Origin of the sequence: Methylobacterium thuringiense (assembly GCF_022179645.1) — a bacterium.
GTDB lineage: Bacteria > Pseudomonadota > Alphaproteobacteria > Rhizobiales > Beijerinckiaceae > Methylobacterium > Methylobacterium thuringiense.
In genome coordinates, this window is sequence record NZ_BPRA01000006.1 from 17,200 (window position 1) to 42,254 (window position 25,055).

Genomic DNA, 25,055 nt, shown 5'->3' on the forward strand with positions numbered 1-25,055 from the left:
CGTAGCTGATCAGCGTAGCGCAATCGCGCCTTAGCCAATCAGGATCTGCGGGATGTCCTTAAGCTCGACGTTTCTTGTCAGATGCCGATGCGACCAAGCCCGGGAAGCTTGAGGCCGGGACGGCGGAAATCGAGGCCTGCAACCGCTCCAATGATGTTAAATTCCAGCCCTTCAATCCAGCCGATCGTCAGCCCGAAATAGCCGCCGAGATTGACCCGAAAGCCAGTCCTTGACGGAGTCGAGCCGATTCAGCGGCCGTCATAGGGGTAGTCCTTGCCGATCGCTGTCGCCGGCAGGCTCGCCCGCATCTCGGGCACTGAACTCATCACCGCGGCCACGAACGTGTTCGAGTTCGGGCCCGGGCAGAGCTGATAGTCGTCGATCTTGAAATAGCGGTAGTAGGCGATGGTCGCCTTCATCGACGGCAGCATCCGTGAAGACCACGTCCGGCGCGCTACCGAACCAGTGCCCGTCCGGGACGAACCGGTCGATCCAAATCGGCATGCCTCAAGCCGTGTATTCAAATCGCTGATAGGCGCGATCGTCGGCGCCCTTCACGACGATCCAACTGTGACTGACGTTGATGCCGCGCCAGCTTACGGTTCGAGCCGAAAACACCCGCACGTCGGCCTCGGGATGCTTCGCTGCAGGCGGCAGCAGCCCTGCACTCGACCGATCAGCCGTTCGCCAATCGGCGATGTCATTCCTCAGATAATAGAAAGCCGCCGACGCAGCGATTGGGGCAAGAAACACGAGCACGAAGGCGAGCAGGGCAAAATGGAACACGCGGGTCTCATACGGGGCAGGCAGGAGCCGCATAAATCTAGGATCTGCCGCCAAATTCGAGCAGAGCGGTGCGGCGTCAGGTGCCACGGCCTTCGCCATCTAGGACGATCATAGCCGCATCGATGGCATCGAGCTCGACCCCGACGCCCGATCTGATCACGGGTCGACGGAGGATGTCGACGATCTCACCAGCGGGTCGAGCCTGATACGCAACGCGGCTCTTAAGTAAGGATACCGGCTGCTAGTTAGCGCGGGCTCAATGCCCCACCGCCAATCGGTCCCGAAATCGGAAGCACATGCGTCGAAGACAGCCAGGAACGTCCTGTCCCGACAACGGTTTCCATGTGTGGCCTCGAGGAAATATACATTGTCGGTCAAGACTGGCGCAGCTCTATTTGCTCTGGCGACGACTATTGCGTCGCCCATGGCGGCTTTCGGCCAGGGTGGCGGCGGCCCTGGCTGCACCAATCTTCCAGAATATAACCGAGCCCTTGGTGCCCTACAGGGCATGACGAGCGCCTGCGATATGACCTTGGAGGAAGCCTGTCGGATCGTTGCAGCCAGAGGCACCCCAGCCGCGGCGTGCCAGCAGATTGCGCTGAAGCATTCTAAGCGGCGGCGAGGATCCGGCCTCTCATCACAGTGACCAACGACCCCAGGTCCCTCACGGCCAAGTTTGGCGCATTTGCTCCTGGCGGCCGGATTCGTCCGCGCCAGAGATCCACAGTTCGCTCGGCGATCTCGCATCCTTCCGCTTTCGATCATTCGTGCGACTTGAGACCAATGCCGAACGCGCACACCGATGCGGTCGGTTCGAGCTTGTCGCGCTCGGCTTCGCGCCTCGGGATAAATGTGGGGACCGTACGCCTTGAGCATGTGCGAGGCATCGTCTTCAGCGGCCTGCCGGCGTCGCTCAGGGTTTCCGAGGTCAGAAAGCCAACGGCACTGCCGCGTCGGCCATTTCACGCCCCGTCGCTCTTCTTGCCCTTCGCCACGACATTCAGCGCGCCATCGGGCAGCGGCCGTTGAAGCGCTGAGGCTTCGGACCAATCGGCGCGGAGCCAAGCGTCGCGCTCCTCGTCCGTGGTCAGGATCGCCGGCATGGCCTTCGGGTGGATCTCGCCGACCTCCGCGTTCGGATCGGTCGTCAGGAAGGCGTAGAGGTCGTCGGTGGTCTCGCCGTCCTTGAGCTTGCGAACGGACGTCCAGCCTTCGAGCTTGATCCCTGCGAAACAGGCCAAGGGCCGGCCTTCACTGAGCGCGAACCAGATGTCGCCGCCGGCCGCCTTGTTGTGCTCCGAGAACGACGTCAGCAGTACGAGGCAGCGGTGTTCCGGTGAGAGCCAGCGCCGCCAGTGCGGCGACTTGGTGTTGCGGACGTTGGTGACGCCCGGATCAGTCTTCTTGTCCTTCAACGCGAACTTCGGCGAAGGCATGCCCCAACGGTACATCGAGAGGGCGCGCTTGCCGTCGAGCACGTGCACGATCGGCGCCGCGTAGTTCGGGAAGATGCCGGGCAGCGAGGGCAGGTTGCCGGTGCGATCGGTCTCGACCTTGAAAAGGTCGCGGATCGCGGCTTGGCCCTTGGTCAGGCTGTAGAGATTGCACATCTCGGCACTATTCTGTCGCGGCGACCATCGTCGAGCCGGCACGTTACCGAATGCTGCATGAGAGACCCCAATGACAACCGATCCGCGCGAAGCCGGGCCGAAGCCCCCCTACCCGGGCGACCAGCAGCAGCCGCGGCCCGGTCTGTCTTCCAAAATGACGCCGGCGCCTGACCACGGCGAGACGAGCTATGTCGGCAAGGGGCTGCTCATCGGGCGCGTGGCCCTCATCACCGGCGGCGATTCCGGCATCGGTCGGGCGGTGGCCATTGCCTATGCGCGGGAGGGCGCCGACATCGCGATCTCCTACCTCGACGCTGAGCAATCCGACGCCGAGGAGACGCGGCACTGGGTCGAGAAAGCCGGACGGCGGGCGCTGCTGGTGCCGGGCGATCTGCGAAGTGAGTCGCATTGCCGGGTTATCGTCGAACGAACCGTCGCGGAACTCGGTGGTCTCGACATCCTCGTCAACAACGCCGCGGCGCAGACAGTCAACGAGAGTCTCGACGACGTCACCAGCGAGGATCTGGAGGGCGCCTTCCGGGCGAACGTCTTCGCGATGTACTACCTCGCCCAGGCCGCGGTGCCGCACATGAAGCCGGGTTCGGCAATCGTGAATTCCACGAGCCAGCAGGCCAAGATCGCCGACAAGACGATGCTGATCTATGCCGCCACCAAAGGCGCGATCGCGAGCCTGACCATTGGCCTGTCGAACCTACTGGCGCCTAAGGGCATCCGGGTGAACTGTGTCGCGCCCGGCCCGATCTGGACACCAATTCAGCCGATTGTGAAATCCCCCGAGCAGCTCGAAACCCTGGGCTCCGACACGGCCCTCGGCCGCGCCGGTCAGCCGGCGGAGCTCGCCCCGGCTTACGTGCTGCTGGCGTCGCGCGAGGGCAGCTACATGAGCGGCGCGCTGATACCGGTAACCGGCGGCACGCCGATGCTTTGACGGGTAGGTTTTACGTGGGGAGGGTCAGGCTGGATCGTCAGGCAATGGCAACCGGCAGCTCGCCGATCTGCGTCGTGTAGCGCGGCGTCCGCATCTCGAACTTCGTCGACCACCCCGTGCGGGTTCGCTCCAGTCCCACACGCGCGGGCACGACAGCTCCGCGGCCGAAGCGGGCGTTGCAGGCGTCCAGTGCCGCCATCAGGGCGGCACCCTGTTCGCGGTCCAGTTGGCCGATCAGCGCCCGTTGGCTTGCGACCAGAGGCACGAGGTCCACGGTGATGACGCCGGCCTTGCTGTAGCGCCAGGGCGGATCGCCCTGCGGGCGCCACGTCTTCGCAATGCCGTGCAGCGCCGCCTTGATCAGCACGAGGCTGTCGTTCGACGCCTCGGGTAGCGTCACCACCGTCGAGACCGAGCGCTGCGGGTGGTCACGGTCGTGCTCGGAGGTATGGAAGAAGACGGTGACGTGGTCAGTGCCGAGACCCTCGCGACGGAGCTTCTCGCCAAGCCGCGTCGCATGGGCGGAGACCGCCTGCGCCAGGCTGGCCCGATCCTCGACCCGGCTGCCGAATGAGCGGGTGACGGCGCAACCCTTACGCTGGGCCGGCATCAGGCCGAGCGGCAGGCAAGACACGCCGCGCAGCTCGTGGATGATGCGCTCGCCCACCACCGTCATCGCCTTGCGCACTGGCCGGGGATCCAGGTCACGCAGGTCCGCCACGGTATCGACGCCCATGGCCTCGAGCTTCGCGAGCGAAGCCCGGCCGATGCCCCAGACCTCACCGACATGGATCCGGCCGAGCCAATGCGCATAAGCGTCCGGGTCCGTCAGGTCGCAGACGCCGTCGAGCGGCGCGATCGACTTCGCGATGTGGTTGGCGAGCTTGGCCAGCGTTTTGGTGGGGCCGATGCCGACACAGGTCGGTATGCCGGTCCAGGCCCGCACCGTCGCTCGGAGATCTCGAGCGAGTTCGACGCGGCGGTCGGGGCGCACGTCGGTGAGGTCGAGGAAGCTCTCGTCGATTGAGTAGATCTCGATGGCCGAAGCGAACCCTCGGTAGACCGCATTGGTGCGGGCGCTCATATCGCCGTAGAGCGTGTAGTTCGAGGAGAAGACGCGAACGCCCTGTGCCCGGCAGAGGTCGCGGATCTTGAAGTAGGGATCGCCCATCTTGATCCCGAGGGCCTTGGCCTCGGCGGTGCGGGCGATGGCGCAGCCATCGTTGTTGGACAGCACAATCACGGGGAGGCCGGCGAGCTTCGGGTCGAACGTCCGCTCGCAGGAGCAGTAGAAGCTGTTGCCGTCGATCAGCGCGATGGCACGCCCGCCGCCCGACTTGTCGTCAAGGCGCGGTTTCGGCTGGGTCACGACAGCCGCCCACGCGCCAAGTGCCAACGGATCGAGAAGCGCAGTACGCCCCAGATCTCCACCTCGCCGTACTCATCGACGCCGAAGGCCGGCATGTCCGGGTTGTCGAAGTCCAGCCGGGCGCCATTGCCCACGATCCGGTAGCGCTTGCACGAGAGCTGCCCGTCGACCACCGCGACGACGACGCTGCCGTTCTCGGCCCGCAGGCTGCGGTCGATGCACGCCAGATCGCGGTCGTGGATGCCGGCACCGCGCATCGAATCACCCCGGATCTGCATTAGAAAGGTCGCCGGCGGGTTCGGTACCAACCAGCGCGGCAGCTCCAGCGCCCCTTCAATAAAATCGTCGGCAGGGCTCGGAAAGCCGGCGCATAGCGCTTGCCCGATCACGGGCACCCGAACCGCGTCAGAGCTTCCGAGGATCAGTTCGTCGACCGCAAGCGGACTCACTCGGCCGTGCCTGCCGCCTTGGACACGCTACCGCGGATGTAGCCGTACGAGATGAGCCGGTCGCGCTGCGCGGTCCGGCGCTCAACCTCACTGAGATCTGTCAGCGCATCTTGGACGGCTTGGACCAATGCCGCCCAGGTGTCGCCGCGCGCGGCCCGCCGGTAGGCGAGCGCGATCGTCTCGGCTTCTGTGAGCCGGATCTCCACAGGCGGTTCATGGGGGTGGGCGTGCATCGCGGCTCTTGCTCTGAATAGAACATAACATGAACAATCCTATCGCGGACGCGCGGTTCGACGGTGGCGGCCAAGTTCGAGACCGTGACGGTGGACGCCTGTGGAGCGCGGAGTAAAGCATCAATGCCGACGCGGCTTTACCGCTTCCACTGTACCGACGGCCATGACCTGGTCGCCGATCTGCGGGGCAAGCGGCTGCCGACGGTGGCGCTCGTGCGCATGCATGCCGAGAGGGTGGCGCTCAAGCTCATGCGAGGAGGCGGGAAGCTGGACTGGTCGGCGTGGCAGGTCGACGTCTATGACGCGACGGGCCGACCGGTGACGTCGAAGCCGTTCACGGATTTACTTCGGTGAGTGGAGGCTTGTGGACCCGGTGTGCCGAAGGGGGCGAAGACCGGACGGTACCCGGTCTTGGATCAGCTACCGCCCTCGTGACGGTTCGGGCGGATCGCACATGCCGACTTGGCCGACTTCAACGTCTGGGACATCGCGGCTAAGGCCTCGGTCCGGAAGGCCATCGTCCGTCAAAAAGGCAGCAGCAACCCCGATCGGCAAGGTCAAGAATCGTCCAAAGCCGGCCCGCGCGTCGCGTCCAATCCAGCGCTTGTGCCGGCCAATGGACCGACTGGGACCACAGTCCCCGTGCGGGCGGCCTCATAGATCGCCTCCATCAAAATCTGATCCTGCAGACCCTCCTCACCGGGCGTACGCGGCCGGCGGTCCTTGAGAATGCACTCGGCCATGTGGTCGAGTTCAAGGGCGAACTGATTCTGCGGTGCGATGACGACCTCATCTCGCTGCCCGCGCTTGCCCTCTCGGTGCGAAACCACCAGCCGCTGCCCTCGATAGGCGAAGGCGTTCTCGAGATCGATGTCGCTCTTCTCGGTATGCACCTGGAGACGCCGACTCTCGTAGACTCCGTAGCTCGTCGTGCACTGGGCAATGGCGCCGGAAAGAAAGCGCAGGGTGAAGACAACGCTCTCCTCGACTTCGGCAAAGCGGCGCTCGCCCTCGGGCGAATAGGTCTGAGCCTGCACCGAAACCGGCTCCTCGCCGAGCAGCGCCCGCACACCGTTGAGGCAGTAGAGGCCGATATCCGGCAGTGCGCCCCCGCCCGAGAGCGCGCGCTTCAAGCGCCATTGCTCTGGCAGACCCGAGGTTTGGCCGTTGAACGCCTGGATCAGTCGGACCCGGCCCAATTCGCCAGATCGCGACAATCGCGCAACCTCACGATTGTAGGGTTCATATTGACAGCGATAGGCGATCATCAGCCGACGTCCCGCACGTGTGCAGGCCTCGACCATGTCGCGGGCCTCGGCCGACGAAGTCGCCATCGGTTTTTCGCAAAGTACGTGCTTGCCGGCGCCGGCTGCGGCGATAACCTGATCACGGTGCAGGGAGTTCGGGGTGACAATGTAGACAGCCTGGACCGTCGCATTTGCCTTGAGACGATCCCACTCCTCGTAGCTGTAGATCGCCTCGGCGCCGATGCCGTACTGGGCGGCGACGAGCCGCGCCTTCTCGGGCGAGCCCGATACGAGGGCCACCGCACGCGCGGACTTTGCAGCAGCAAACGCCGGAAGAATCTCTTCGAGCGTCAGCCGGCCAAGGCCTACGATGGCGAAGCCGACCCGCTTGTCTGGTGGCATCGGGGCCGGAGGCGGTGGTGGCGGCGTGTCGCCCTCGCCCCGCCAGTTCGGAAATTGGATGCGGCCGCCCTGAACCGCGCCCGTGTCCGCCGGGATGCTGGGGCCCGTTGCGCTGGCGGCGGGGCCTGAAATGCTCAGCGCCGCACCGGTGACGACCGCTCCGCCCGTCTGGAGCAGGTTGCGTCGCGAAAATCGTCTGTCTTCGTGCAAAGTATGCCTCGTCGCGCAGCCTGAACGGCGTTCGAGGAACCGCACTCTTCAGGTACAGTTCCTCGAACGCCGTCACGACGGGGGCCAATGACGGAAGGCATGACACGTGTTGACGGCCTCGAATGGACGGAAAGTCCGTAAGAGAGAGGCGAGATCGTCTGCGATGCGACCGGGGCCTCATCGTCGTGCGCAACGAGGCGTCACTGTCGGATTTGAGGCCGAGCCGGCCCTGACTTTCTGCGATCCCGCAGGAGACGGAAACTTAATGTGAGCGGCGGACCCGGCCGGCCGTCAGCAGCATCGTCGCCGCTGACCGAGAACGTAGATCAGCCGGTAAGACACCCCCCGGTGGAGGATCGGACATGACTCATCCCCGTGCCCCCATCCTAACATCGCCCCTCACGCCCCACTGGGCATCGCCTCCGCGACACCCTCGAACACCGCGACGACAGCCCGCGCATTGGCCTCACGAATCGCTTCCGCATCGGCCGCGTCGGCGTCCGGAATGACAACCTCGCCCATCTGCTCGCTGAGGCTCTGCCCGAGCGAGCGCACCCGCTCCGGCGACAGCCCGCTTTGCCCGAACACCAACACCGCTAGCGTCTGCACGAGCACTTGCTGAGCCGATGCCTCGGCAAGCTGCGCCACCACTTCCTGTTTGATCGCCATCAGCCCCTCCCACCCTTAGGCGTGGCCATGCCCGATCCATCCTCGTCCTGGCAATCGAACGATCCGTGCGGCTCGGCGCGAAAAATGATCGCGTAAGCTGAAGCCGTCGGCCGCCACTTCATGCACGTGCCTCAGCCGGCAGCGTCTCAGTTCCGCGCCGCCATCAAGTCGTGAGACAGAACGGCGAGCTTGCCGATCAGGCTGGTGACGTCGGAGCCCGTACTCGACCATTGGGTCCCGATCGCCGCTCCATCCGTCGACACGGAGACGATCGCCACAGAGCGCACCTTGCCTTCCCGTGCCAGCGCAAGCTGATCCTGAAGCACTGCGATCACCGAGGCGGTCGACTCGTCAGCCGCCGCCGAGACGGCCCGGGGGCGGAACGGCAGAACTGCTGCGTTCTTGGATCGATCGTTCATGCCGGCGACTTCCGCTGCGTCTATCGAGACAGTGGCAGTGCACGATGCGTAGGCGCACAGTGTGGCAGCTTATCCGTATCCAACCTTCAGCTGCGTCGACGATCGGTGCGCCCCGCACGGTTCAACGGACGTGCGGCATCACTGAACTCGGTCCAAGGATCAGTCCATATAGCGCGTAGGCGACTGGCGAGTGTCTCGACGGTGAACCGTCCACCCGAGCCAAGCGACGGCAACTCGTCCCAGGTCACCGGCACCGACACCGGCGCACCGGGCCGGGCGCGTGTCGAGAAGGCGGAAACGGCCGTCGCGCCCCGCTGATTCCGGAGATAGTCGAGGAAGATCCGGCCCGGCCGCGCGGATTTGGCCACCGTGGCGACGTAGAGGTCGGGGGCATCCTTCGCAATCTCCGTCGCCAGACGCTTGCTGAATGCCCTTGCCTCCGCCCAGCTAGCTTCGGGCTCGATCGGCACGACGACATGCAGACCCTTGCCGCCGGTCGTTTTCACGAACGCGGCGAAGCCTAGCGCGTGAAGGCGCTTCCTGACCTCGTTGGCGCCGGTGACGAGTTGCTCCCAGCCGACGCCGTCCCCGGGGTCGAGGTCGAACACGAGCCGATCCGGCTTATCGGGATCGACCGCAGTCGCGCCCCAGGGATGGATCTCGAGGACGCTCGACTAAACCAGGGCCATGAGCCCGTCTCGGTCCCTGATCACTACGACGTTCTCGGAGCCGGCCTTCACGGTGTAGAGGTGGCTCGCATCCATGCCGGCCCAGCCGCGCTTCTGGTAGAAGCAGGAGCCGATGCCCTCGGGGCAGCGCAGCAGCGAGAGCGGGCGGTCTACGACGTGCGGCAGAATGTGATCGGCGATCTCCGCATAGAACTCGAACAGCCCCTGCTTCGTCAGACCGACGTCGTTCCACAGCACTCGGTCCGGATGAGTCAGCGTGACGTCGCTTGTCGGGCCGGTCTTCGAACAGGACCTGGACGGCCTGGGGGCGTCACCGCGGATCACCGCCTGCGGGTTCACGTCGGGGCGTAGCGTCTTGAACGAGGCGTGGCGCACCTGACCGTCGCCAGTCCAGCCGCGAAGGGTCACCTCGCAGACGAGCGTCGGCTCGACCCACTTGGCATTCCGCCTGGCGAGCGGCGGAAGGGCCTCGCAAAATGGCGCAGCCTCGGCCCGCAACGGATCAAGTTGTTTCCACAGCGCGCGCGAGACGGCGTTCGTAAATCCCGTCCCGACCCGCCCGACATGGACGAGGTCGTTGCCGTCATAGACGCCGAGGATGAGCGAACCGACCGCGCGCGGCGCGGAGGTCGACGGCATGTAGCCGGCGATCACGAATTCCTGCGAGGACGTGCACTTCACCTTGCGCCAGTAATCGCTCCGCCCGGATCGGTACGGTGCACTCGCCTTCTTGGCGATGATGCCCTCCAGGCCGAGCCGGCAGGCATGCCGGGCCATGGCCTCGCCATCCGCGTCGAGATGCTCGCTGAACCGGACGCGGCTCTCCGGGCCGGCATCGTCGACCGCCTGCTGAAGCAAGGCCTTTCGCTCGGTAAGAGCCAGGGTGCGAAGGTCGCGTCCATCGAGGTAGAGCAGGTCGAAGGCGTAGAAGACGGCCTGACCGATATCCCCGGTGGTCAAGGCCTGTTGGAGCGCCGAGAAGCTCGAGATGCCGCTCGCCGTTTCGACCACGATCTCGCCGTCGATCAGGGCGGAAAGCAGCTTCAGGGCCTTGAGCGCCTGCGCGATCGGCTTGAACTTCGCGGTCCAGTCCAGCCCGGAACGGGTCAACAGCTTGACCTTGCCACCATCGATGCGCGCCTGCATCCGGTAGCCGTCGTGCTTGATCTCGAACAGCCAGTCCTTCCCGCTCGGTGCAGCCTGGACCAGCGTCGCGAGGGCCGGCTCGACGAAGGGCGGGAGGATGCCTTTCCGGCCCGGGGTTGATGTCGTCGCCTTCTGCTTCGAAGGCCGTTTCGATGCGACGCGTTCACGCGCGGCGTGGTCAGCTCTGATCGTCCCGGTGGCGGCGAGATCCTTGTTCGTCCGGCCCGACAGCACCGACGTGTCGTGCTCGCCGAGGATGTCGCCGTCACCGGCGCCGCGGGCGTGCTCGTCATCGGCCTTCATCAGGAGCCAGGGCTCCTTCTTGTCGCTGCCGCGGCCCTTCATGCGCACGAGATGCCAGCGGCCCTTCAGGCGCTCGCCCTGCAGATCGAACTCCAGGTGACCCTTCGCGAGCGCCGCGGCGAGGTCGCCGACCGGTTTCCAGTGACCAGTATCCCAGACGATCATTGTGCCGCCGCCGTACTGGCCCTTCGGGATCGCTCCCTCCCAGCCGAGATAGTCGATCGGGTGGTCTTCGGTTTGGACGGAAAGACGCTTGTCGCCGGGCACGAGGCTCGGCCCGCGGGTCACCGCCCAGCTCTTGAGGACACCGTCGATTTCGAGGCGGAGGTCGTAGTGCAGGCGCCGGGCGTCGTGCTTCTGGACGACGAAGCGCGCCTTCTTGATGCGGCGGCCGCGACGTCCACTCGGCTCCGCTGAGACGGCGAAATCGCGTTTCGCGCGATAGGAATCGAGGAGCTTGGCCATCGTTGTGGAAGAACCGCGGCCCCCATTCGCAGTTCCGTCAGCATGGCTTCAAGCCGGACATCGATCGGCTTTCTCCAAGTTATCCACAGCATCGAATCCTAAGGAACGAGTCGAACGAGACTCCGGTTGAGTCGCAAGATCGCCGACGATTCGGCTGTATGCCTGTCGATCGCGTCAATACTTCGTCAAGAACTGGAGAAATCGGTGGCTGCTCGCGCAAATTGGAAAGGCCACCTGCGTTTGTCCTTGGTCTCCTGCTCCGTCGGCTTGTATCCGGCGGTGAGCTCCTCGTCTCATCTCAAGTGTCATACGATCAATCGCGAAACGGGAAACCGGATCAAGCAGCTCATCGTCGACTCCGTCACGGACGAGCCCGTCGACCGCGAGGACCAGATCAAGGGCTGCGAAGTCGCCAAGGATGACTTGGTCCCGGTCGAGGCCGACGAACTCGACGAGATCGCGCTCGAGAGCACGCACACGATCAACATCGAAGCGTTCTGCCAGCGCGACGAGGTCGATGAACGCTACCTCGACCGCCCCTACTATCTCGCCGCCGAGGATAAGATCTCCCGCGAAGCCTTCGCCGTCATCCGCGATGCGATGAAGAAGAAGGGCATGGCCGGGCTCGGCCGCCTCGTCATCTACAAGCGCGAGCGCATCGTGTTGCTGGAGCCCTACGGCAAAGGCCTGCTCGCGACGTTGCTGCGCTATCAGGACGAGATCCGGTCCCCCACCGCGTATTTCGAGGATATGCCCGACGGCAATACGACCGACGAGATGAGATCCCTCGCCGAGGAGTTGATCGATCGGGCGACCAAGAAATTCGATCCAACCAAGTTTGAGGATCGCTACGAAGGCGCGCTCATCGCCCTGGTGCAGGGGAAGGCGACGAAGCCCGCGAAGGGTCAGAAGGGCAGCGGGACAAAGTCTCGGCCGCAGAAGTCCGGCAACGTCGTGAGCCTGATGGAGGCCCTGAAGCGCAGCATCGATTCCGAGAAAACGAGCAAACCAGCGAAGGCGGCGACCGGCAAGGCCGCACCAGCCAAGCGGTCCACATCCAAGTCGACCGGTCGCGCCACGAAGACCACCGGCCGGAAGGCGCGGAAGGCGGCATGATAATCTCAAAAGCGGCTCCCGAACGCGCGCTCGTGTTGGTGGCCAACGCCGACCAGCGCGATCAAGCCTGCGCGCGCCTCAGCCGAGACGGCTATGAGGTTCTGGGCTTTGCCGACTGCGAAAACGCGGTTGCTTGGCTGGAAGAGGAAACGCCGACGATTGCGGTGATCGACGGAGACCTCATGCCGGGCTGCAGCGGCGTACTCAACGTCCTCGGCGAGCGCGGCGTTCTCCTGGTGTAGACGTGGGAGCAGACGCGCCGGGCGAGCTACGCCGCCCAACTGATGGGCTGCTCACGGCAAACCATTGCCGCCCGCCGAACCGTAGACCTGAGCCGTGTCGTAGCTGCCTTCTGCGGAGGCGAGCTGCAGCTAGATCCCGGCGAGTTCCACCAGCTGTCCCAGCCGGCCGAACCGCGTCTGGGCGTCGAACTTTCCGATTTTCTCTATCGAGGCGCCGCCTGATACCTGGAGCGGCGTTCAGATCGGCCCCGGCGCAACCCCGTTCACCCGAATCCCCTTCTGCGCCAGTTGCTTGCCTAGGAAGCACACGAAGTTCGTCGTCGCGGCTTTGGTCTGCGCGTAGGCGTAAAGGTCCGGTGTCGGGTCAGTAGCCTGCTCGGACGTGCTCGCGATAATTGTCGAGCCGGGTTTGCCCCGCGAAACGCCCCACTCGAAGCGGATCGAGGTCATCGGCGGGATCAAGCCCACGACTGTCGCTGGGACCATGCCAGCATCGCCTTGAGCGAAGACACGGCCGCGCCACAGTCTGTCGTCTCGCGCGCTGATATGTGCCAGTCCCCGGAATGCGCTTGTCCGCCGGCACGGTCGCTCATAGCTCCCGACCATGACCGCGATTCCCTTCGACAACAGCTACGTCCGCTTGCCGGACCACTTCTTCGCCCGCCGTGCCCCGACTCCGGTCGCAGCCCCACGCCTGATCCACTTGAACCGCGCCCTGGCGGCTAACCTCGGCATCGACCCGGATTGGCTCGCCGGCCCCGCCGGGGTGGGAACGCTCGCGGGAAACGAAATCCCGGACGGCGCCGAGCCGATCGCCACGGCCTATGCCGGGCACCAGTTCGGCAACTTCGTGCCGCAGCTTGGCGACGGGCGTGCCGTCCTGCTCGGCGAGGTCGTCGATCATGACGGGCGGCGGCGCGACGTCCAGCTCAAGGGCTCGGGTCCGACCGCGTTCTCCCGCCGCGGCGACGGCCGGGCGGCGCTCGGGCCGGTGCTGCGCGAGTACCTCGTGAGTGAGGCCATGGCCGCGCTCGGCATCCCCACCACCCGGGCGCTGGCGGCGGTCGCCACCGGCGAGCCCGTCCTACGCGAGACCCGGCTGCCCGGGGCCGTGCTCGCCCGCGTGGCGGCCAGCCACATCCGGGTCGGCACCTTCCAGTATTTCGCCGCCCGGGGCGACACCGAGGCGGTGCGGGCGCTCGCTGACCACGCCCTCGCCCGGCACGATCCCGAAGCATCCTCCGCGGAGCACCCCTACCGGGCGCTGCTCGACGGCGTCGTCGCCCGTCAGGCCGACCTCGTGGCGGCCTGGCTTCTCGTCGGCTTCGTCCACGGGGTGATGAATACCGACAACATGTCGGTTGCCGGCGAGACGATCGACTACGGCCCCTGCGCTTTCCTCGACGCGTACGACCCGCGCACCAGCTTCAGCTCGATCGACGCGCACGGACGCTACGCTTACGACCAGCAGCCGGGGATCGCCCTGTGGAACCTGACCCGTCTTGCCGAGACCTTAGTGCCCCTATTGGCCGATGACGAGGTGGCGGCGGTCGAGGCGGCCGAGACGGCGCTCGCCGGGTTCAGGCCGCGCTTCGAGGCGGCCTATCACGGCGGTCTCGCGCGCAAGCTCGGGCTGTCCGGAGATCGGGACGGCGACACCGCGCTCGCGGAGGACCTGCTGGCGCGCATGGCGGACAACCGGGCGGACTTCACTCTGACCTTCCGCCGCCTGTGCGATGCGGCCGAGCGACCGGAAGCAGACGCCGGGGTGCGCGACCTCTTCGTCGACCCGACCGCGTACGACGCCTGGGCCGTGCGCTGGCGGGAGCGGTTGGCCGAGGGGGGACGGAACCCCGTGGCGACGGCGGCGGCGATGCGCGCGGTCAACCCGGCCTTCATTCCACGCAACCACCGCGTCGAGGCGATGATCTCGGCGGCGGTCGAGCGCGGCGACTTCGGCCCGTTTGAGGAGCTGTCGGCGGTGCTGTCTCGGGCCTACGACGACCAGCCGGACTACGCCCGCTACGCCGAGGCGCCCAAGGGCGGCGGGGCGGGCTACCGCACATTCTGTGGCACGTGACCGTGCGCCGGTATCTGCATCACCCGGCGATCGTCACCCGGCCCTGTTCCCCGGAAACCAGTTCCCGTGGAAGCCCGGCGGGATCCGGTGCTGGAGATGAACCGTGGCGACAGGCGGCGCCTCGAAGGTCCGCGCGTCGAGCACGGTGAAGTCCGTGGTGTCGCGCGCGGTGTCGATGACGAGCCCGACGAGCCAGCCCTCGTCCTCGCCGGCCTCCGGCCCCGCCGGCACGAACACGAATTCTCCCGGGACGCGGTCGGCGCCGAATTCGTGCACGCGCCGCTCCCCCCTTGCTAAGTCGTGCTTGTAAATCTGCGTCGCGCCGACGAGTTGCGTGTTGCCGTCGGCGGGGATCGAGACCGAGTAGACGTAGCGGTGCGGCCTCCCGAAGCGTCGCTCGTCGATCCGTGGGAACTCCTGCGCCGCGGGGTCGATCACCCGCCGGTCGACCCGCCCCGTCGCGAGGTCTGCGGTCCAGCGCTCTAATCGGCCGGGCGCGTCGAGGCCGCCGCCGGGCCTGGTGAACACCGTTTCGTAAGCGACGACGTCGAGAACCACCCGCCCGTCCGCGTCGTCGAAGGCGTTGGCGACGTGGAAGACGAAACACGGCTCGACCGCACACCACACAATGTCGGCGGCCGTGCCGTGCCGGGGGAGCAGGCCGACGCGGGCTTGGTGGGTGAGGTTCCATCGAAACGGGAAGCGGTGGCCGGCGAGCAGCGCCCGCATCGAGAAGGTGAGAGGCAGGTCCAGCACGACCGCGAAACGCGCCGTCATCGCACAGTCGTGGATGCAGGGTCCGTGCTCGACCGGGATCGGCACGGCGCGCACGACCCGGCCCGCGGGTGAGAGGACGACGTGGCGGACGCTGTCCCAGACGCGGCCGTCGTAGGCGACGGCATGCGTCTCCCCGGTCTCCGGGTCGCGGTGTGGGTGCCCGGTGAAGGCGCCGGTGAGTGTGCCATCGAACGGGTCGTAGCGCTGCGTTTCCAGGTCCTCCGACAGCGCGACGGGGTAGCTGCCGGCCTCGACCACCGCGAAGGTACGACCGCCGATCTCGACGACATTGGTGTTGACGGTGTCATCGCCCCGTCGCGGCCCTGGGGCGGCGGGTCGGCCGAGCGCCGCGGAGGCCGCGCGCGAGCCGATCCAGCGGTTGCGGTACCACAGGGCCTTGCCGTCCTCGATGCAGAGACCGTGCACCATGCCGTCGCCCAGGAACCAGTCGTGGCCGCGCGTCGTCGGGCGGGCGGGGTTGGCGCCCATCTTGAGGTAGCGCCCGTCGAGCCCCTCCGGGATCTTCCCGGTCACTGGCAGATCCCGCAGTGTTACCTCCTCGCGCATCGGTGTATGTACGCCAACGACGAAGGGGTGCTGCGTCCCCGGCAGACGAAGTCGGTTGCAGGCCGCTACCAGCGAGACGAGGCCCTCGGCGGCTGCACGCAGGGTCCACTCGGAGGGATTCGGCATCGGTTGTGTTCTCGGGGCGCTGCGGGCGAGGGCCGTCGTGAAGCGGGGCGCTCCCGGCCCGCGGACGATGACAACGGCCTTACTCACGTGGGTCAAATCGGCGGTCTGGCCGACAATGTATCTTCCAACGTCGACCCAGGCGATCAGACCGTTGCACCACGTCGACGGGTTAATCAGCCCCGGTAGCGGCGCGCGGCGATGGCTCGGCCAGGGCGCGGGCGTCTTCAATGAGCGAGTAAGGACTTCCCTCAGGGCATCTCCCCCGTGACCCGAACCTGCGCACCGCCGAACACGACGGCCTGGCGCAACGGCGGCCGCGACAAGCCGTAGATCAGGCGTGGTTCTGCCGGTGCGCTGACTGCATCCAGCGCGGCGCGATGCTCCGGGGAGAGTACGAGATCCAGCGCGGCGATGTTGTCGGCCACCTGCGCCGGCCGACTTACCCCCATCAGCGTGGAGGCCACACCGGATCGCCCGACGACCCAAGCGAGCGCGACGCGCGCCGGCGATTGCCCGACCGCCTCCGCCACCCGTCGCACCCCCTCGACGATGTCCCAGTTGCGCGGGGTGAACAGGCTGTCGCCGAACGGGTTGGCCCCGTCGAGTCGCTTGTCGTTGGCGGGGCGCGCCTCGCCTGACTTCGCCGCGTCTTTCGGCAGGCCGCCGGCACGGGGACCGGCAGCCTCCACCGTCGCGCGGTCGTACTTGCCGCTCAGAAGCCCGTAGGCGAGCGGTGACCACGGCACCACACCCATGCCGAACTCGGCGGCGAGCGGGACGTGCTCGTCCTCCACCTCCCGGTTCACCAGCGCGTAGAAGTACTGCAACGCGATCGGCCCCGGCAGGCCGCGCAGGGCGGCCAGTGTCGCGAGCTTGGCGACGTACCACGCGGGCGTGTTCGAGAGACCCCAGTACCGGACCTTCCCGGCGCGCACGAGACCGGCCATGGTCTCGAGCAACTCCTCGGCCGGCGTGATCCCGTCCCAGACGTGCACCCAGTAGAGATCGACATAGTCCGTCCGCAGGCGGCGCAGCGAGCCGTCCAGCGCCGTATGGACATGCTTGGCACCGTTGCCGCCTTCGTGCGGCCCCTTGCCCGTGGCGAAGCCCGACTTTGTCGCGAGGACGATCAGGTCGCGCAGGCCGCGCTCGCCGATGAAGCGGCCGAGCATCGCCTCACCCTGACCGCCCGCATACACATCGGCCGTGTCCACGAAGTTGCCGCCCTGCTCAAGGTAGGCGTCGAACACGGCGCGGCTGCCGGTCTCGTCCAGCCCCCAGCGCGCGGTGCCGAAGGTCATGGTGCCGAGCGCGAGCGGACTGACCGCAAGGCCGGAGCGGCCGAGCGTGCGGTAATGCGTGAGGTCCATTATTGAATATCCCTGCTGATACCGCACAGGGTAGCGCTGCCGATCGTTGAGGATTAGCCCCAAACATCGGCAAGGGCTTGTGAGCGGAGTTCAGGAATGCGACGGGGCACGCTCAAAGGGTCGACACCGGACCGCTGCCTATCAGCAAGTGAATGTCCGCTTCCGGCCGGTGGGTTGGTGTCCGCTCATGGCGCAACGGCGAAGGGCCTTATCAGATGCGTCGTAAACCTACGGTCGTGGCTTGCTTCCGACCAGTTAGAGGCTTTCAAGCGATCGCCTAAACCGTTAGTTTTTGCATATGGGCCTCGGCGTTTTTATCCATCGTCCTGATTCGGTCTACGATGACAGCCCGGCCGAGCGCTACCAGTTCCCCCAGCAGTACTTGACCCGCGTCCAAGCCTGTCTTGGCGACTGGATCGTCTACTACGAGCCACGCAAAATCACAGGCACACGCGGATATTTCGCGATTGCAAGAGTCCAGGATGTCATCCCAGATCCTTCGGCTGCGGGCATATTCATCGCAGTCATTGAGCCAGGCAGCTACCTGGATTTCGCGCGTCCTGTGCCGTTTGCTGATGAAAATGGTGTCCTGGAGCGAGGCGTTCTGAACGAGCAGGGCCGGATCTCGGGACGTGCGCAGTCCGCTGTTCGACCGATCTCACCGGCTGATTTTGATCGTATCCTCAGCCTCGGCCTGAACGAACGACATGCTGTGCTGCCGCGAGAAGACGAGCGAATCGCTGATCCCGGTTTTGTTGAGCAGCAAGCGCCCTTCGCATTCGAACAGGTGCGGGAGCGTGTGGCCTTCATCACCTCGCGGATCATCCGAGATCGCGTTTTCCGACGGGTTGTTCTCGGTGCCTACGATGAGCGTTGTGCGCTGACGGGACTGAAGTTGTTGAATGGCGGTGGGCGCGCCGAGGTCGCTGCTGCCCATATCCGGCCTGTCGAAGCGAGCGGTCCGGACATCGTCAGCAACGGCATTGCCTTATCCGGTACCGCGCATTGGATGTTCGATCGCGGCCTGATCACCCTGTCTGACGGCCTCGAGATCCTGATTTCGCGTCAGGCGAACGACCCCGATGGGATCCGCGGTTTCATCAATCGGACCGGTCGAGCCTTCACACCCTTGAGGCCGCACGACAGACCGCATCCGCATTTCCTCGGCTGGCACAGGGAAAACTGCTTCAAGCAATGAAATCAATACGGAAGCGCCAGCTTGAGAGAGGAAGCTGGCATTCTGAGCCGGCGCCACGCGCCACCGTCCTCGATTCCTCGTCGCGACCCACTCTGTAACCACCGTGTAACCACGGCCCTCAAAGAGGCTTACGAGCGGCATTCAAGGAATCGAAAAGCCTTGTCTTTCGAAGGGGATAGAGTTCTAGGGCGTCACATATGTCGCGACCGCGACCCCTGCAATGACAATGACTTACACGGACCTCAGCCACGAAGGATCCTACCGAAGGTCAACAAAGCCCTGATTTTGGCTGCCTTCCGTCAGCAAAGTTCCTACCGATGAATGGGCTGAGACGGCCCTAGGTGCCCGAGCCAGGCTTCGCTCCCAAGGGAGCCTGCCCGCAGAGATCAAGAGCCCGCTTGGCGTCTCCCGCTGCATGCGATGGCGGTCACTTGTACGCTGGGACCTCTATCGGTTGAAATGTGCAGGCCGTTCTTCTAAGCCCGGTACGGGGATGGAGTCCCCCGTACAACCGCCCTGATGGCTGATGACTCCTATCGCTAAACTCTGCGGTAGGAGTGCGCTTTGCGTCATCTACAAGCCTGCGGCCAGGACTGGCTTTCGTGCCAGATGCGACCCGTCCCCCATGAGAGGGTCGAGCTGCCGCACCGGGGGCAGCGGTCATGAACCTCGCCACCATTCCCTTCGGCAGCGATGCGCCGCAAGAAGTCAACGTGCTGATCGAGGTGCCTGTAGGCGGCTCGCCCATCAAGTACGAGTTGGACAAAGCATCAGGTGCGTTGTTCGTCGACCGTTTCCTCTACACGCCGATGTTTTACCCCGGGAACTACGGATTCATTCCGAACACGCTTTCGGAGGACGGCGACCCCTGTGACGTTCTCGTGGCCAACACGCGCGCAATCATACCGGGCGCCGTGCTTGCCGTACGGCCCGTCGGCGTCCTGCTCATGGAGGACGAGCACGGCCCCGACGAAAAGATCGTCGCCGTTCCCGCCATGCGGCTGAGCCGTCGGTACGACCACGTTCAGGACTACACGGACGTGCCGGAGGTGACCCGGATGCAAATCCAGCACTTCTTCGAGCACTATAAGGATCTCGAACCCGGTAAGTGGACCAGGATCTCCGGTTGGGGCGATGCGGGAACGGCCAGGAAGCTGATCGATCAAGCACGTTCCCGGTTCCTGTCACGGGCGGAAAGGCCATGAGGGACATGGCTCCCGCGCCACGACGCCGGCTCGTGCTGATGCGTCACGGTGAAAGCGAGGCGAATTCGGCGGGCCTGTTCACAGGACGGCTCGACCCGCCCCTGACGTTCGACGGCGGCGCGGAGGCCGATGCGGTCGGCCGCTACCTGATGGAAAAAGGCTGCCGCATCGATTTCGCAATATCGTCTCCCCTGCTTCGTACGGTCGACAGCTGCAGGCGCGTGCTGGCCGCCGCCGGAATGTCCGACGTCCGCATGCGGCTTTGCTCCGGTATCGTCGAACGCGATTACGGGGATCTCAGCGGGCTGAGTAGGGCGAGCGCCTCCATCCGGTGGGGTGCCGACCAAGTCGACCGGTGGCGCCGGTCCTACACCGCGGTCCCCCCGGGTGGTGAAAGCCTCCGCGATACGGTTTCCAGGGTCGTCCCGGCCTACCTTCGCGAGATCCTTCCCTGCGCCATGCGGGGCACGACGCTCGTGGTCGGGCACGGCAATTCGCTGCGCGCGCTGATCATGGCCCTTGAGGACCTCACCCCGGAGCAGATCGAGGACCTCGAACTGCCACCGGCGGGGATCCGGTCCTACGACCTCGCGGACGACACGACCATCGTCGTGTCCGGGCCCCTTGGCGAAGCGGCCCCGGCGCGGGTCGCGACCGGGCACTGAGCAAGCGTCGTCGTTCGGCGGGCCGCGTCGGCTCCCGATGGCCGCCCAAGAAGGCAAGACGACGATGCTTCGAAAATCCCATCCGAGAACTCGGGCCCGGCCGTCGGTGGCCCTCATCCCCCCGCTCATCCCAGGAGACAATCCCATGTCGGAAGCCACGTTGATCAAGCATCTGACCGCGCTCGAAATCCTCGATAGCCGAGGACATCCAACCCTGCAGGTCACCGTAATACTGGAGAGCGGCATCCATGCGACGGCGTCGGTGCCGTCCGGGGCTTCGACCGGCCTTCACGAAGCCGCCGAGTTGCGCGATGGGGGTGCCCCCCACGGAGGCCGAGGCGTCCGCAAGGCGGTCAGCCTCGTCGAGGGCGAGATCGCGGATGCGTTGAGAGGTGTCGATGTTACCGGCCAAGCCGGGGTCGATCAGAGGCTGATCGACCTCGACGGCACCCAGAACAAGTCTCGGCTAGGCTCCAACAGCATCCTGGGTACGTCGATGGCGGTCGCCCGGGCCGCCGCCCGGTGTCGTCGGCAACCGCTCTACGCGTCCCTCGGAGGCGATAGGGCAACGTTGCTTCCCATGCCGTGCATGAACGTCCTGAACGGCGGCAAGCACGCGGACAGCTCCTTGGACTTCCAGGAGTTCATGATCGTGCCCGTCGGCGCTCCGAGCTTCCGGGAGGCGCTCCGATACGGAGCCGAGGTCTATGCGGCCCTGCGTTCGCTGCTCCAGCAGCGCAACCTGTCGACATCGGTCGGGGACGAAGGCGGTTTCGCGCCACGCCTGGACGGGAACGAGGCGGCATGCGCGCTCATCGTGGAGGCCACCGAACGCGCCGGATATCGTCCCGGCCGCGACATCGCCATTGCACTCGATCCGGCGGCCTCGTCGTTCGCCACGGCGGACGGCTATGCATTGGACCGCTCCGGGGGCGGCACGTTGGATCGGGCGGCCCTCCTTCGCCTGTACGACCGATGGCTCGGCCTGTGGCCCATCGTGTCCATCGAGGATGGCTTCGCCGAGGAGGATTGGGACGGGTTCGTCGCCCAGACCAGCACGCAGGGAGACCGCATCCAGATCGTCGGCGACGACCTGCTGGTGACCAACCCGCGCTTCATCGAGAGGGGCATCGCGGCCCGGGCGGCCAACGCGGCCCTCATCAAGCCCAACCAGATCGGCACCGTCACCGAAACCATCGCCGCGATCAGGCTTTGCCAGGAGGCCGGCTGGGGCACGATGATGTCTCACCGGTCGGGTGAAACCACGGATTCCTTCATTGCGGACCTCGCGGTCGGACTGGGCTGCGGGCAGATCAAGGCCGGTGCCCCCTGCCGCGGCGAGCGATTGGCGAAGTACAACCGCCTCCTTGCAATCGAGGCCGAGCTCGGTGCCCTGGCGCGCTTCGGGAACCCGTTCAGGCCCCGATAAACCGACTTCCAATCGTAAGGAACGGAGGCCGCCGAAGAGCTGGTCCTCGGCATCGCGTAGGCCCCTGAGGCGGGGGCCGACCTTGCGCTTGCGGGGCTTCGCGAAACCCGGCCGCGACGGTCGTGGTCCCGACGCCGGCATCAAGGCTCGGCATCACGTAGGATCGGCTGGAGTTGCCTGATCGCGCTATCGATCCCGATCAGGCAAATCACGGCCCGCCGAAGGCAATTACATTGTCCTTGAACGCGCTTGTCGGCTTTGGCGGTGCCGTCGATGCAGCCTATCGCACGGCCTGCGACCAATCCGTCGGATAGTCGAACACGCCGCCCCATAGTCCGGCACGCCGCCCCCAGGCATGGTCGCGCGCCTGCCTGTACGACGCGGGAGCGTCCCCGGCGGGCATCGCGTAGCCATGGCTGATCATCCAATCGCCGAGATCGGCTTGACCGACCTGACACATCACCTTTGCCGGCCGATCATTCGGGCGTTCCCGCCGTTCGCAGATAAGCGCTTCCGACCCGATGCGCGCCGTCAGCTCGGCGCTGACCTGCCGGCCGCAGGCATATGGCGCCTCGCGGGCATCCCAACATGTCGCATCCGATGCGGGCGTGACGATCCCGAACAGCGTCACCGGAACACCGTCGATCACTAGGGAGGATCCGTCGATGACCGTCGCGCGCCCCTTGAGGAGATCTCCCCCACTTGCGCCGCCCGCCGCGACCGCCGGACTTGCGGCCGAAACCACGACCAGCACGAGGCCGGGTAGTCGGGTTCGGTTCGTGCGTGGAACGGTTGGAGCAAAGTACAGTATGGCGCCGGCGAGCGCGCCGGCCAGGACGACGACGTAGGCGAGGGGCATGGGGCGACGCGGCTCCGCAAGCGACGAGTATGCGGAGCGTTCTGCCGGATCACGAACCCGCCGCCCTGACTGATCCTGTCAGCCTCCCTTCAGGGGCACCCACCCGAAGTACCCGTTCCCAAACCCTCGCGCGGCGATGTCGCCTTCGTCCCACCTCCCATTCGGATGCGGCGGTTCCGTAATCGGCCGAACTCGGTCGAACCGTAGGATCCGGCACGATGTCAGCTTGCGGGCAGACGGAAAAATGGCCTGGAGGGCGAGGCCGCTCCGAGCGTGGGCGGCACGAGGCGTCAGGTTCCTCAACCTATACGCGGCGAACGGCGCCCACTGAGGCGCTGGTCGTCAGCATGGCGTAAGCCCTCAGGGCGGGGCTGACCTTGCGTTTGCGGGGTTCCGCAGGCGCCCAGCCGAGCCGGTCCTGGTCGCGGCGCCGGCGCTCTAGCTCGGCATCGGGCACGACCAGCTGGATGCGCCGGTTCGGAATGTCGATCTCGATTCGGTCTCCGGTTTCGGCAAGCCCGATCAGGCCTCCCTCCGCAGCCTCCGGCGACACGTGCCCGATCGACAGTCCGGACGACCCGCCCGAGAAGCGACCGTCGGTGACCAGGGCGCAGGCCTTTCCGAGTCCCTTCGATTTCAGGTAGCTCGTCGGGTAGAGCATTTCCTGCATGCCCGGCCCGCCGCGTGGCCCCTCGTAGCGGATCAGCACGACCTCCCCGGCCGCGACGCGGCCGTTGAGGATGCCGTCGACGGCCGCGTCCTGGCTCTCGAAGACGTGGGCGGTGCCCGAGAACGTCAGTACGCTGGCATCGACGCCGGCCGTCTTCACGATGCAACCGTCCTCGGCCAGGTTGCCGTAGAGGACCGCGAGGCCCCCATCCCGGGAATAGGCATGCGCCGCATCGCGGATCACGCCCCCCTCGCGGTCGACGTCGAGCTCGTCCCAACGGGCCGCCTGGCTGAACGCCGTCTGCGTGGGCACGCCGCCAGGCGCCGCCCGGTAGAAGCGATGCACGGTGTCGCTGTCGGTCCGGCGCACGTCCCAGCGCTCCAAGGCATCGTGCAATGTCTCCGCGTGGACGCTGCCGACCCCCGTGTTCAGTAGGCTAGCCCTGGCGAGTTCGCCGAGGATGGCCATGATCCCACCGGCCCTATGGATGTCCTCCATGTGGACGTTCGGAACCGCCGGCGCGACCTTGCAGAGCACGGGCACGCGTCGCGAGAGCCGGTCGATGTCGGCCATCGTGAACGCGACCTCCGCCTCGTGCGCCGCCGCTAGCAGGTGCAGCACCGTGTTGGTCGACCCGCCCATGGCGATGTCCAGCGTCATCGCGTTCTCGAACGCCGCGAACGTGGCGATGCTTCGCGGCAGGACGCCGACGTCGTCCTGTTCGTAGTACCGTCGCGCCAGGTCCACGATCAGATGCCCCGCCTCGACGAAGAGGCGGCGACGGTCGGCGTGGGTCGCCAGCATCGAACCGTTGCCGGGCAGCGACAGGCCGAGCGCCTCGGTAAGGCAGTTCATCGAGTTGGCCGTGAACATGCCCGAGCACGAACCGCATGTCGGACACGCCGAGCGCTCGATCACCGCGACGTCCTCGTCCGAGACCCGGTCGTCCGCCGCGGCCACCATCGCATCGACCAGGTCGAACTTGCGTGTGACGCCGTGCATCTCGACCTTGCCGGCCTCCATCGGGCCACCGGAGACGAACACGGCCGGGATATTCAGGCGCAGGGCCGCCATCAGCATGCCGGGGGTGATCTTGTCGCAATTCGAGATGCAGACCATCGCGTCGGCGCAGTGGGCGTTGACCATGTACTCGACGGAGTCGGCGATGAGCTCCCGGGACGGCAGGGAGTAGAGCATCCCGTCGTGGCCCATGGCGATGCCGTCGTCGACGGCGATGGTATTGAACTCCTTCGCGACGCCGCCGGCCTGCTCGATCTCGCGCGCGACCAGCTGCCCGAGGTCCTTCAGGTGCACGTGGCCAGGGACGAACTGCGTGAAAGAGTTCACCACGGCGATGATCGGCTTGCCGAAGTCGGCATCCTTCATGCCGGTCGCGCGCCAGAGGCCGCGGGCCCCGGCCATGTTGCGGCCGTGTGTGGTGGTGCGGGAGCGATAGGCGGGCATGTCAATACGACGGGGTTGGCGAGAGGGTGAACCGCCCGGATGCCCGAGCGATGCGGAGGGCCTCATTGCGATGGGAAGGGACCGGTCCATAGCGAAGGACGGCCGCGACGACCACCGTCACGGGGGGCGACCACCCGGGTGACGGCCGTGGCATCCCGGATAGGCGCGACCGCCGGCTCGATACACGAAGGCGGCGACCCCCTTTGGGTTGGCCTACGCCGTCGACGGCATCCGGAGGTACGATCCCTCCGGATGCCGTCGAGCGGGAATGTCGCCTTCCAATACGAACTCTGCGGATACGTTGTTGGCCAAACGAATGCCGGCGCGGTCTCCCGCGCCGG

At 66.1% G+C, this 25,055-nt stretch carries 20 protein-coding genes, 3 pseudogenes and 1 riboswitch; of the genes and pseudogenes, 9 read left to right on the forward strand and 14 right to left on the reverse strand.

What is annotated here, in order from left to right:
- Window positions 1–77: 77 nt before the first annotated feature.
- Window positions 78–819: pseudogene (locus MFF07_RS06680) on the reverse strand (DUF3750 domain-containing protein).
- A 929-nt stretch (window positions 820–1,748) separates the two neighbouring features.
- Entirely contained in the window at window positions 1,749–2,396 is a 648-nt protein-coding gene (locus MFF07_RS06685) for an SOS response-associated peptidase (protein ID WP_147817637.1), read from the reverse strand.
- A gap of 70 nt (window positions 2,397–2,466) precedes the next feature.
- Between MFF07_RS06685 and MFF07_RS06690 the strand changes: the two genes are divergently transcribed.
- A complete protein-coding gene (locus MFF07_RS06690; RefSeq protein ID WP_147817636.1) occupies window positions 2,467–3,345 on the forward strand; it encodes an SDR family oxidoreductase in 879 nt (292 codons plus the stop codon).
- 37 nt (window positions 3,346–3,382) lie between these two features.
- On the opposite strand, the gene MFF07_RS06695 is transcribed toward MFF07_RS06690, so the two are convergent.
- The 3 genes from MFF07_RS06695 to MFF07_RS06705 are packed head-to-tail and all read right to left on the reverse strand — an operon-like array spanning window position 3,383 to window position 5,396.
- Window positions 3,383–4,714: a Y-family DNA polymerase gene (locus tag MFF07_RS06695; RefSeq protein WP_238231181.1), complete on the reverse strand. Its 1,332-nt coding sequence runs from the start codon at window positions 4,712–4,714 to the stop codon at window positions 3,383–3,385.
- Window positions 4,711–5,163, reverse strand: coding sequence for a LexA family protein (locus MFF07_RS06700; protein ID WP_147817634.1), 453 nt, complete (start codon window positions 5,161–5,163; stop codon window positions 4,711–4,713). The genes MFF07_RS06695 and MFF07_RS06700 overlap by 4 nt, the downstream gene beginning before the upstream one ends.
- Window positions 5,160–5,396 carry a hypothetical protein gene (locus MFF07_RS06705; RefSeq protein ID WP_147817633.1) on the reverse strand — a complete coding sequence of 79 codons (237 nt, stop codon included), beginning with the start codon at window positions 5,394–5,396 and terminating at the stop codon, window positions 5,160–5,162. The genes MFF07_RS06700 and MFF07_RS06705 overlap by 4 nt, the downstream gene beginning before the upstream one ends.
- A 63-nt stretch (window positions 5,397–5,459) precedes the next feature.
- On the opposite strand from MFF07_RS06705, the gene MFF07_RS06710 reads away from it, so the two are divergent.
- Window positions 5,460–5,750 carry a DUF6894 family protein gene (locus MFF07_RS06710; protein ID WP_238231182.1) on the forward strand — a complete coding sequence of 97 codons (291 nt, stop codon included), beginning with the start codon at window positions 5,460–5,462 and terminating at the stop codon, window positions 5,748–5,750.
- A 203-nt stretch (window positions 5,751–5,953) separates the two neighbouring features.
- On the opposite strand, the gene MFF07_RS06715 is transcribed toward MFF07_RS06710, so the two are convergent.
- The 4 genes and pseudogenes from MFF07_RS06715 to ligD form a co-directional block, all read right to left on the reverse strand.
- Window positions 5,954–7,255, reverse strand: coding sequence for a Gfo/Idh/MocA family protein (locus MFF07_RS06715; protein ID WP_238231183.1), 1,302 nt, complete (start codon window positions 7,253–7,255; stop codon window positions 5,954–5,956).
- 399 nt (window positions 7,256–7,654) lie between these two features.
- Window positions 7,655–7,924: a hypothetical protein gene (locus MFF07_RS06720; protein ID WP_147817631.1), complete on the reverse strand. Its 270-nt coding sequence runs from the start codon at window positions 7,922–7,924 to the stop codon at window positions 7,655–7,657.
- Between the two features lie 146 nt (window positions 7,925–8,070).
- Entirely contained in the window at window positions 8,071–8,343 is a 273-nt protein-coding gene (locus MFF07_RS06725) for a hypothetical protein (protein WP_147817630.1), read from the reverse strand.
- Window positions 8,344–8,429: 86 nt separating this feature from the next.
- A pseudogene (gene ligD, locus MFF07_RS06730) lies at window positions 8,430–10,946 on the reverse strand (DNA ligase D).
- A gap of 204 nt (window positions 10,947–11,150) precedes the next feature.
- Between ligD and ku the strand changes: the two are divergent.
- Complete coding sequence (ku, locus tag MFF07_RS06735) at window positions 11,151–12,062, forward strand: non-homologous end joining protein Ku (protein WP_147817628.1); 912 nt, start codon at window positions 11,151–11,153, stop codon at window positions 12,060–12,062.
- 32 nt (window positions 12,063–12,094) lie between these two features.
- Window positions 12,095–12,304, forward strand: coding sequence for a hypothetical protein (locus MFF07_RS06740; RefSeq protein WP_147817627.1), 210 nt, complete (start codon window positions 12,095–12,097; stop codon window positions 12,302–12,304).
- A 51-nt stretch (window positions 12,305–12,355) separates the two neighbouring features.
- Here MFF07_RS06740 and MFF07_RS06745 read toward each other — a convergent pair.
- Window positions 12,356–12,715, reverse strand: a pseudogene (locus MFF07_RS06745) (SDR family oxidoreductase); the annotation flags it as partial.
- A gap of 193 nt (window positions 12,716–12,908) precedes the next feature.
- On the opposite strand from MFF07_RS06745, the gene MFF07_RS06750 reads away from it, so the two are divergent.
- Window positions 12,909–14,384, forward strand: a complete 1,476-nt coding sequence (locus MFF07_RS06750; RefSeq protein ID WP_147817626.1) for a protein adenylyltransferase SelO — start codon at window positions 12,909–12,911, stop codon at window positions 14,382–14,384.
- Window positions 14,385–14,417: 33 nt separating this feature from the next.
- On the opposite strand, the gene MFF07_RS06755 is transcribed toward MFF07_RS06750, so the two are convergent.
- Together MFF07_RS06755 and MFF07_RS06760 are read right to left on the reverse strand one after the other, a co-directional pair.
- Window positions 14,418–15,854 carry an 8'-apo-carotenoid 13,14-cleaving dioxygenase gene (locus tag MFF07_RS06755; RefSeq protein ID WP_147817625.1) on the reverse strand — a complete coding sequence of 479 codons (1,437 nt, stop codon included), beginning with the start codon at window positions 15,852–15,854 and terminating at the stop codon, window positions 14,418–14,420.
- Window positions 15,855–16,102: 248 nt separating this feature from the next.
- On the reverse strand, window positions 16,103–17,224 hold the full coding sequence (locus MFF07_RS06760) for an aldo/keto reductase (protein ID WP_147817624.1): 1,122 nt from the start codon (window positions 17,222–17,224) through the stop codon (window positions 16,103–16,105).
- 298 nt (window positions 17,225–17,522) lie between these two features.
- Between MFF07_RS06760 and MFF07_RS06765 the strand changes: the two genes are divergently transcribed.
- From MFF07_RS06765 to eno, 4 genes are all read left to right on the forward strand, one after another.
- The gene (locus tag MFF07_RS06765; RefSeq protein WP_238231184.1) at window positions 17,523–18,422 is read left to right on the forward strand and encodes an HNH endonuclease; all 900 of its coding nucleotides are present in this window, start codon (window positions 17,523–17,525) and stop codon (window positions 18,420–18,422) included.
- A 480-nt stretch (window positions 18,423–18,902) separates the two neighbouring features.
- Window positions 18,903–18,965: riboswitch (Fluoride riboswitch) on the forward strand.
- 119 nt (window positions 18,966–19,084) lie between these two features.
- Window positions 19,085–19,627 carry an inorganic diphosphatase gene (gene ppa / locus MFF07_RS06770; protein WP_238231186.1) on the forward strand — a complete coding sequence of 181 codons (543 nt, stop codon included), beginning with the start codon at window positions 19,085–19,087 and terminating at the stop codon, window positions 19,625–19,627.
- Window positions 19,628–19,632: 5 nt separating this feature from the next.
- Window positions 19,633–20,292, forward strand: a complete 660-nt coding sequence (locus MFF07_RS06775; RefSeq protein WP_373322263.1) for a 2,3-bisphosphoglycerate-dependent phosphoglycerate mutase — start codon at window positions 19,633–19,635, stop codon at window positions 20,290–20,292.
- Window positions 20,293–20,437: 145 nt separating this feature from the next.
- Window positions 20,438–21,721 (forward strand): phosphopyruvate hydratase, encoded by a 1,284-nt coding sequence (eno, locus tag MFF07_RS06780; RefSeq protein WP_238231188.1) that lies wholly within the window; start codon window positions 20,438–20,440, stop codon window positions 21,719–21,721.
- Between the two features lie 280 nt (window positions 21,722–22,001).
- Here eno and MFF07_RS06785 read toward each other — a convergent pair whose 3' ends face one another.
- A complete protein-coding gene (locus MFF07_RS06785) occupies window positions 22,002–22,580 on the reverse strand; it encodes a thermonuclease family protein (RefSeq protein ID WP_238231189.1) in 579 nt (192 codons plus the stop codon).
- A gap of 304 nt (window positions 22,581–22,884) precedes the next feature.
- Window positions 22,885–24,714, reverse strand: coding sequence for a dihydroxy-acid dehydratase (gene ilvD, locus MFF07_RS06790; RefSeq protein ID WP_238231191.1), 1,830 nt, complete (start codon window positions 24,712–24,714; stop codon window positions 22,885–22,887).
- Between the last annotated feature and the right edge of the window lie 341 nt (window positions 24,715–25,055).

Coding starts and splice junctions, on each gene's coding strand:
- MFF07_RS06685 (WP_147817637.1), bottom strand. CDS start 2,396: ATGTGCAATCTCTACAGCCTGACCAAGGGCCAAGCCGCGATCCGCGAC.
- MFF07_RS06690 (WP_147817636.1), top strand. CDS start 2,467: ATGACAACCGATCCGCGCGAAGCCGGGCCGAAGCCCCCCTACCCGGGC.
- MFF07_RS06705 (WP_147817633.1), bottom strand. CDS start 5,396: ATGCACGCCCACCCCCATGAACCGCCTGTGGAGATCCGGCTCACAGAA.
- MFF07_RS06720 (WP_147817631.1), bottom strand. CDS start 7,924: ATGGCGATCAAACAGGAAGTGGTGGCGCAGCTTGCCGAGGCATCGGCT.
- MFF07_RS06725 (WP_147817630.1), bottom strand. CDS start 8,343: ATGAACGATCGATCCAAGAACGCAGCAGTTCTGCCGTTCCGCCCCCGG.
- MFF07_RS06750 (WP_147817626.1), top strand. CDS start 12,909: ATGACCGCGATTCCCTTCGACAACAGCTACGTCCGCTTGCCGGACCAC.
- MFF07_RS06755 (WP_147817625.1), bottom strand. CDS start 15,854: ATGCCGAATCCCTCCGAGTGGACCCTGCGTGCAGCCGCCGAGGGCCTC.
- MFF07_RS06760 (WP_147817624.1), bottom strand. CDS start 17,224: ATGGACCTCACGCATTACCGCACGCTCGGCCGCTCCGGCCTTGCGGTC.
- MFF07_RS06765 (WP_238231184.1), top strand. CDS start 17,523: ATGGGCCTCGGCGTTTTTATCCATCGTCCTGATTCGGTCTACGATGAC.
- ppa (WP_238231186.1), top strand. CDS start 19,085: ATGAACCTCGCCACCATTCCCTTCGGCAGCGATGCGCCGCAAGAAGTC.
- MFF07_RS06775 (WP_373322263.1), top strand. CDS start 19,633: ATGGCTCCCGCGCCACGACGCCGGCTCGTGCTGATGCGTCACGGTGAA.
- eno (WP_238231188.1), top strand. CDS start 20,438: ATGTCGGAAGCCACGTTGATCAAGCATCTGACCGCGCTCGAAATCCTC.
- MFF07_RS06785 (WP_238231189.1), bottom strand. CDS start 22,580: ATGCCCCTCGCCTACGTCGTCGTCCTGGCCGGCGCGCTCGCCGGCGCC.
- ilvD (WP_238231191.1), bottom strand. CDS start 24,714: ATGCCCGCCTATCGCTCCCGCACCACCACACACGGCCGCAACATGGCC.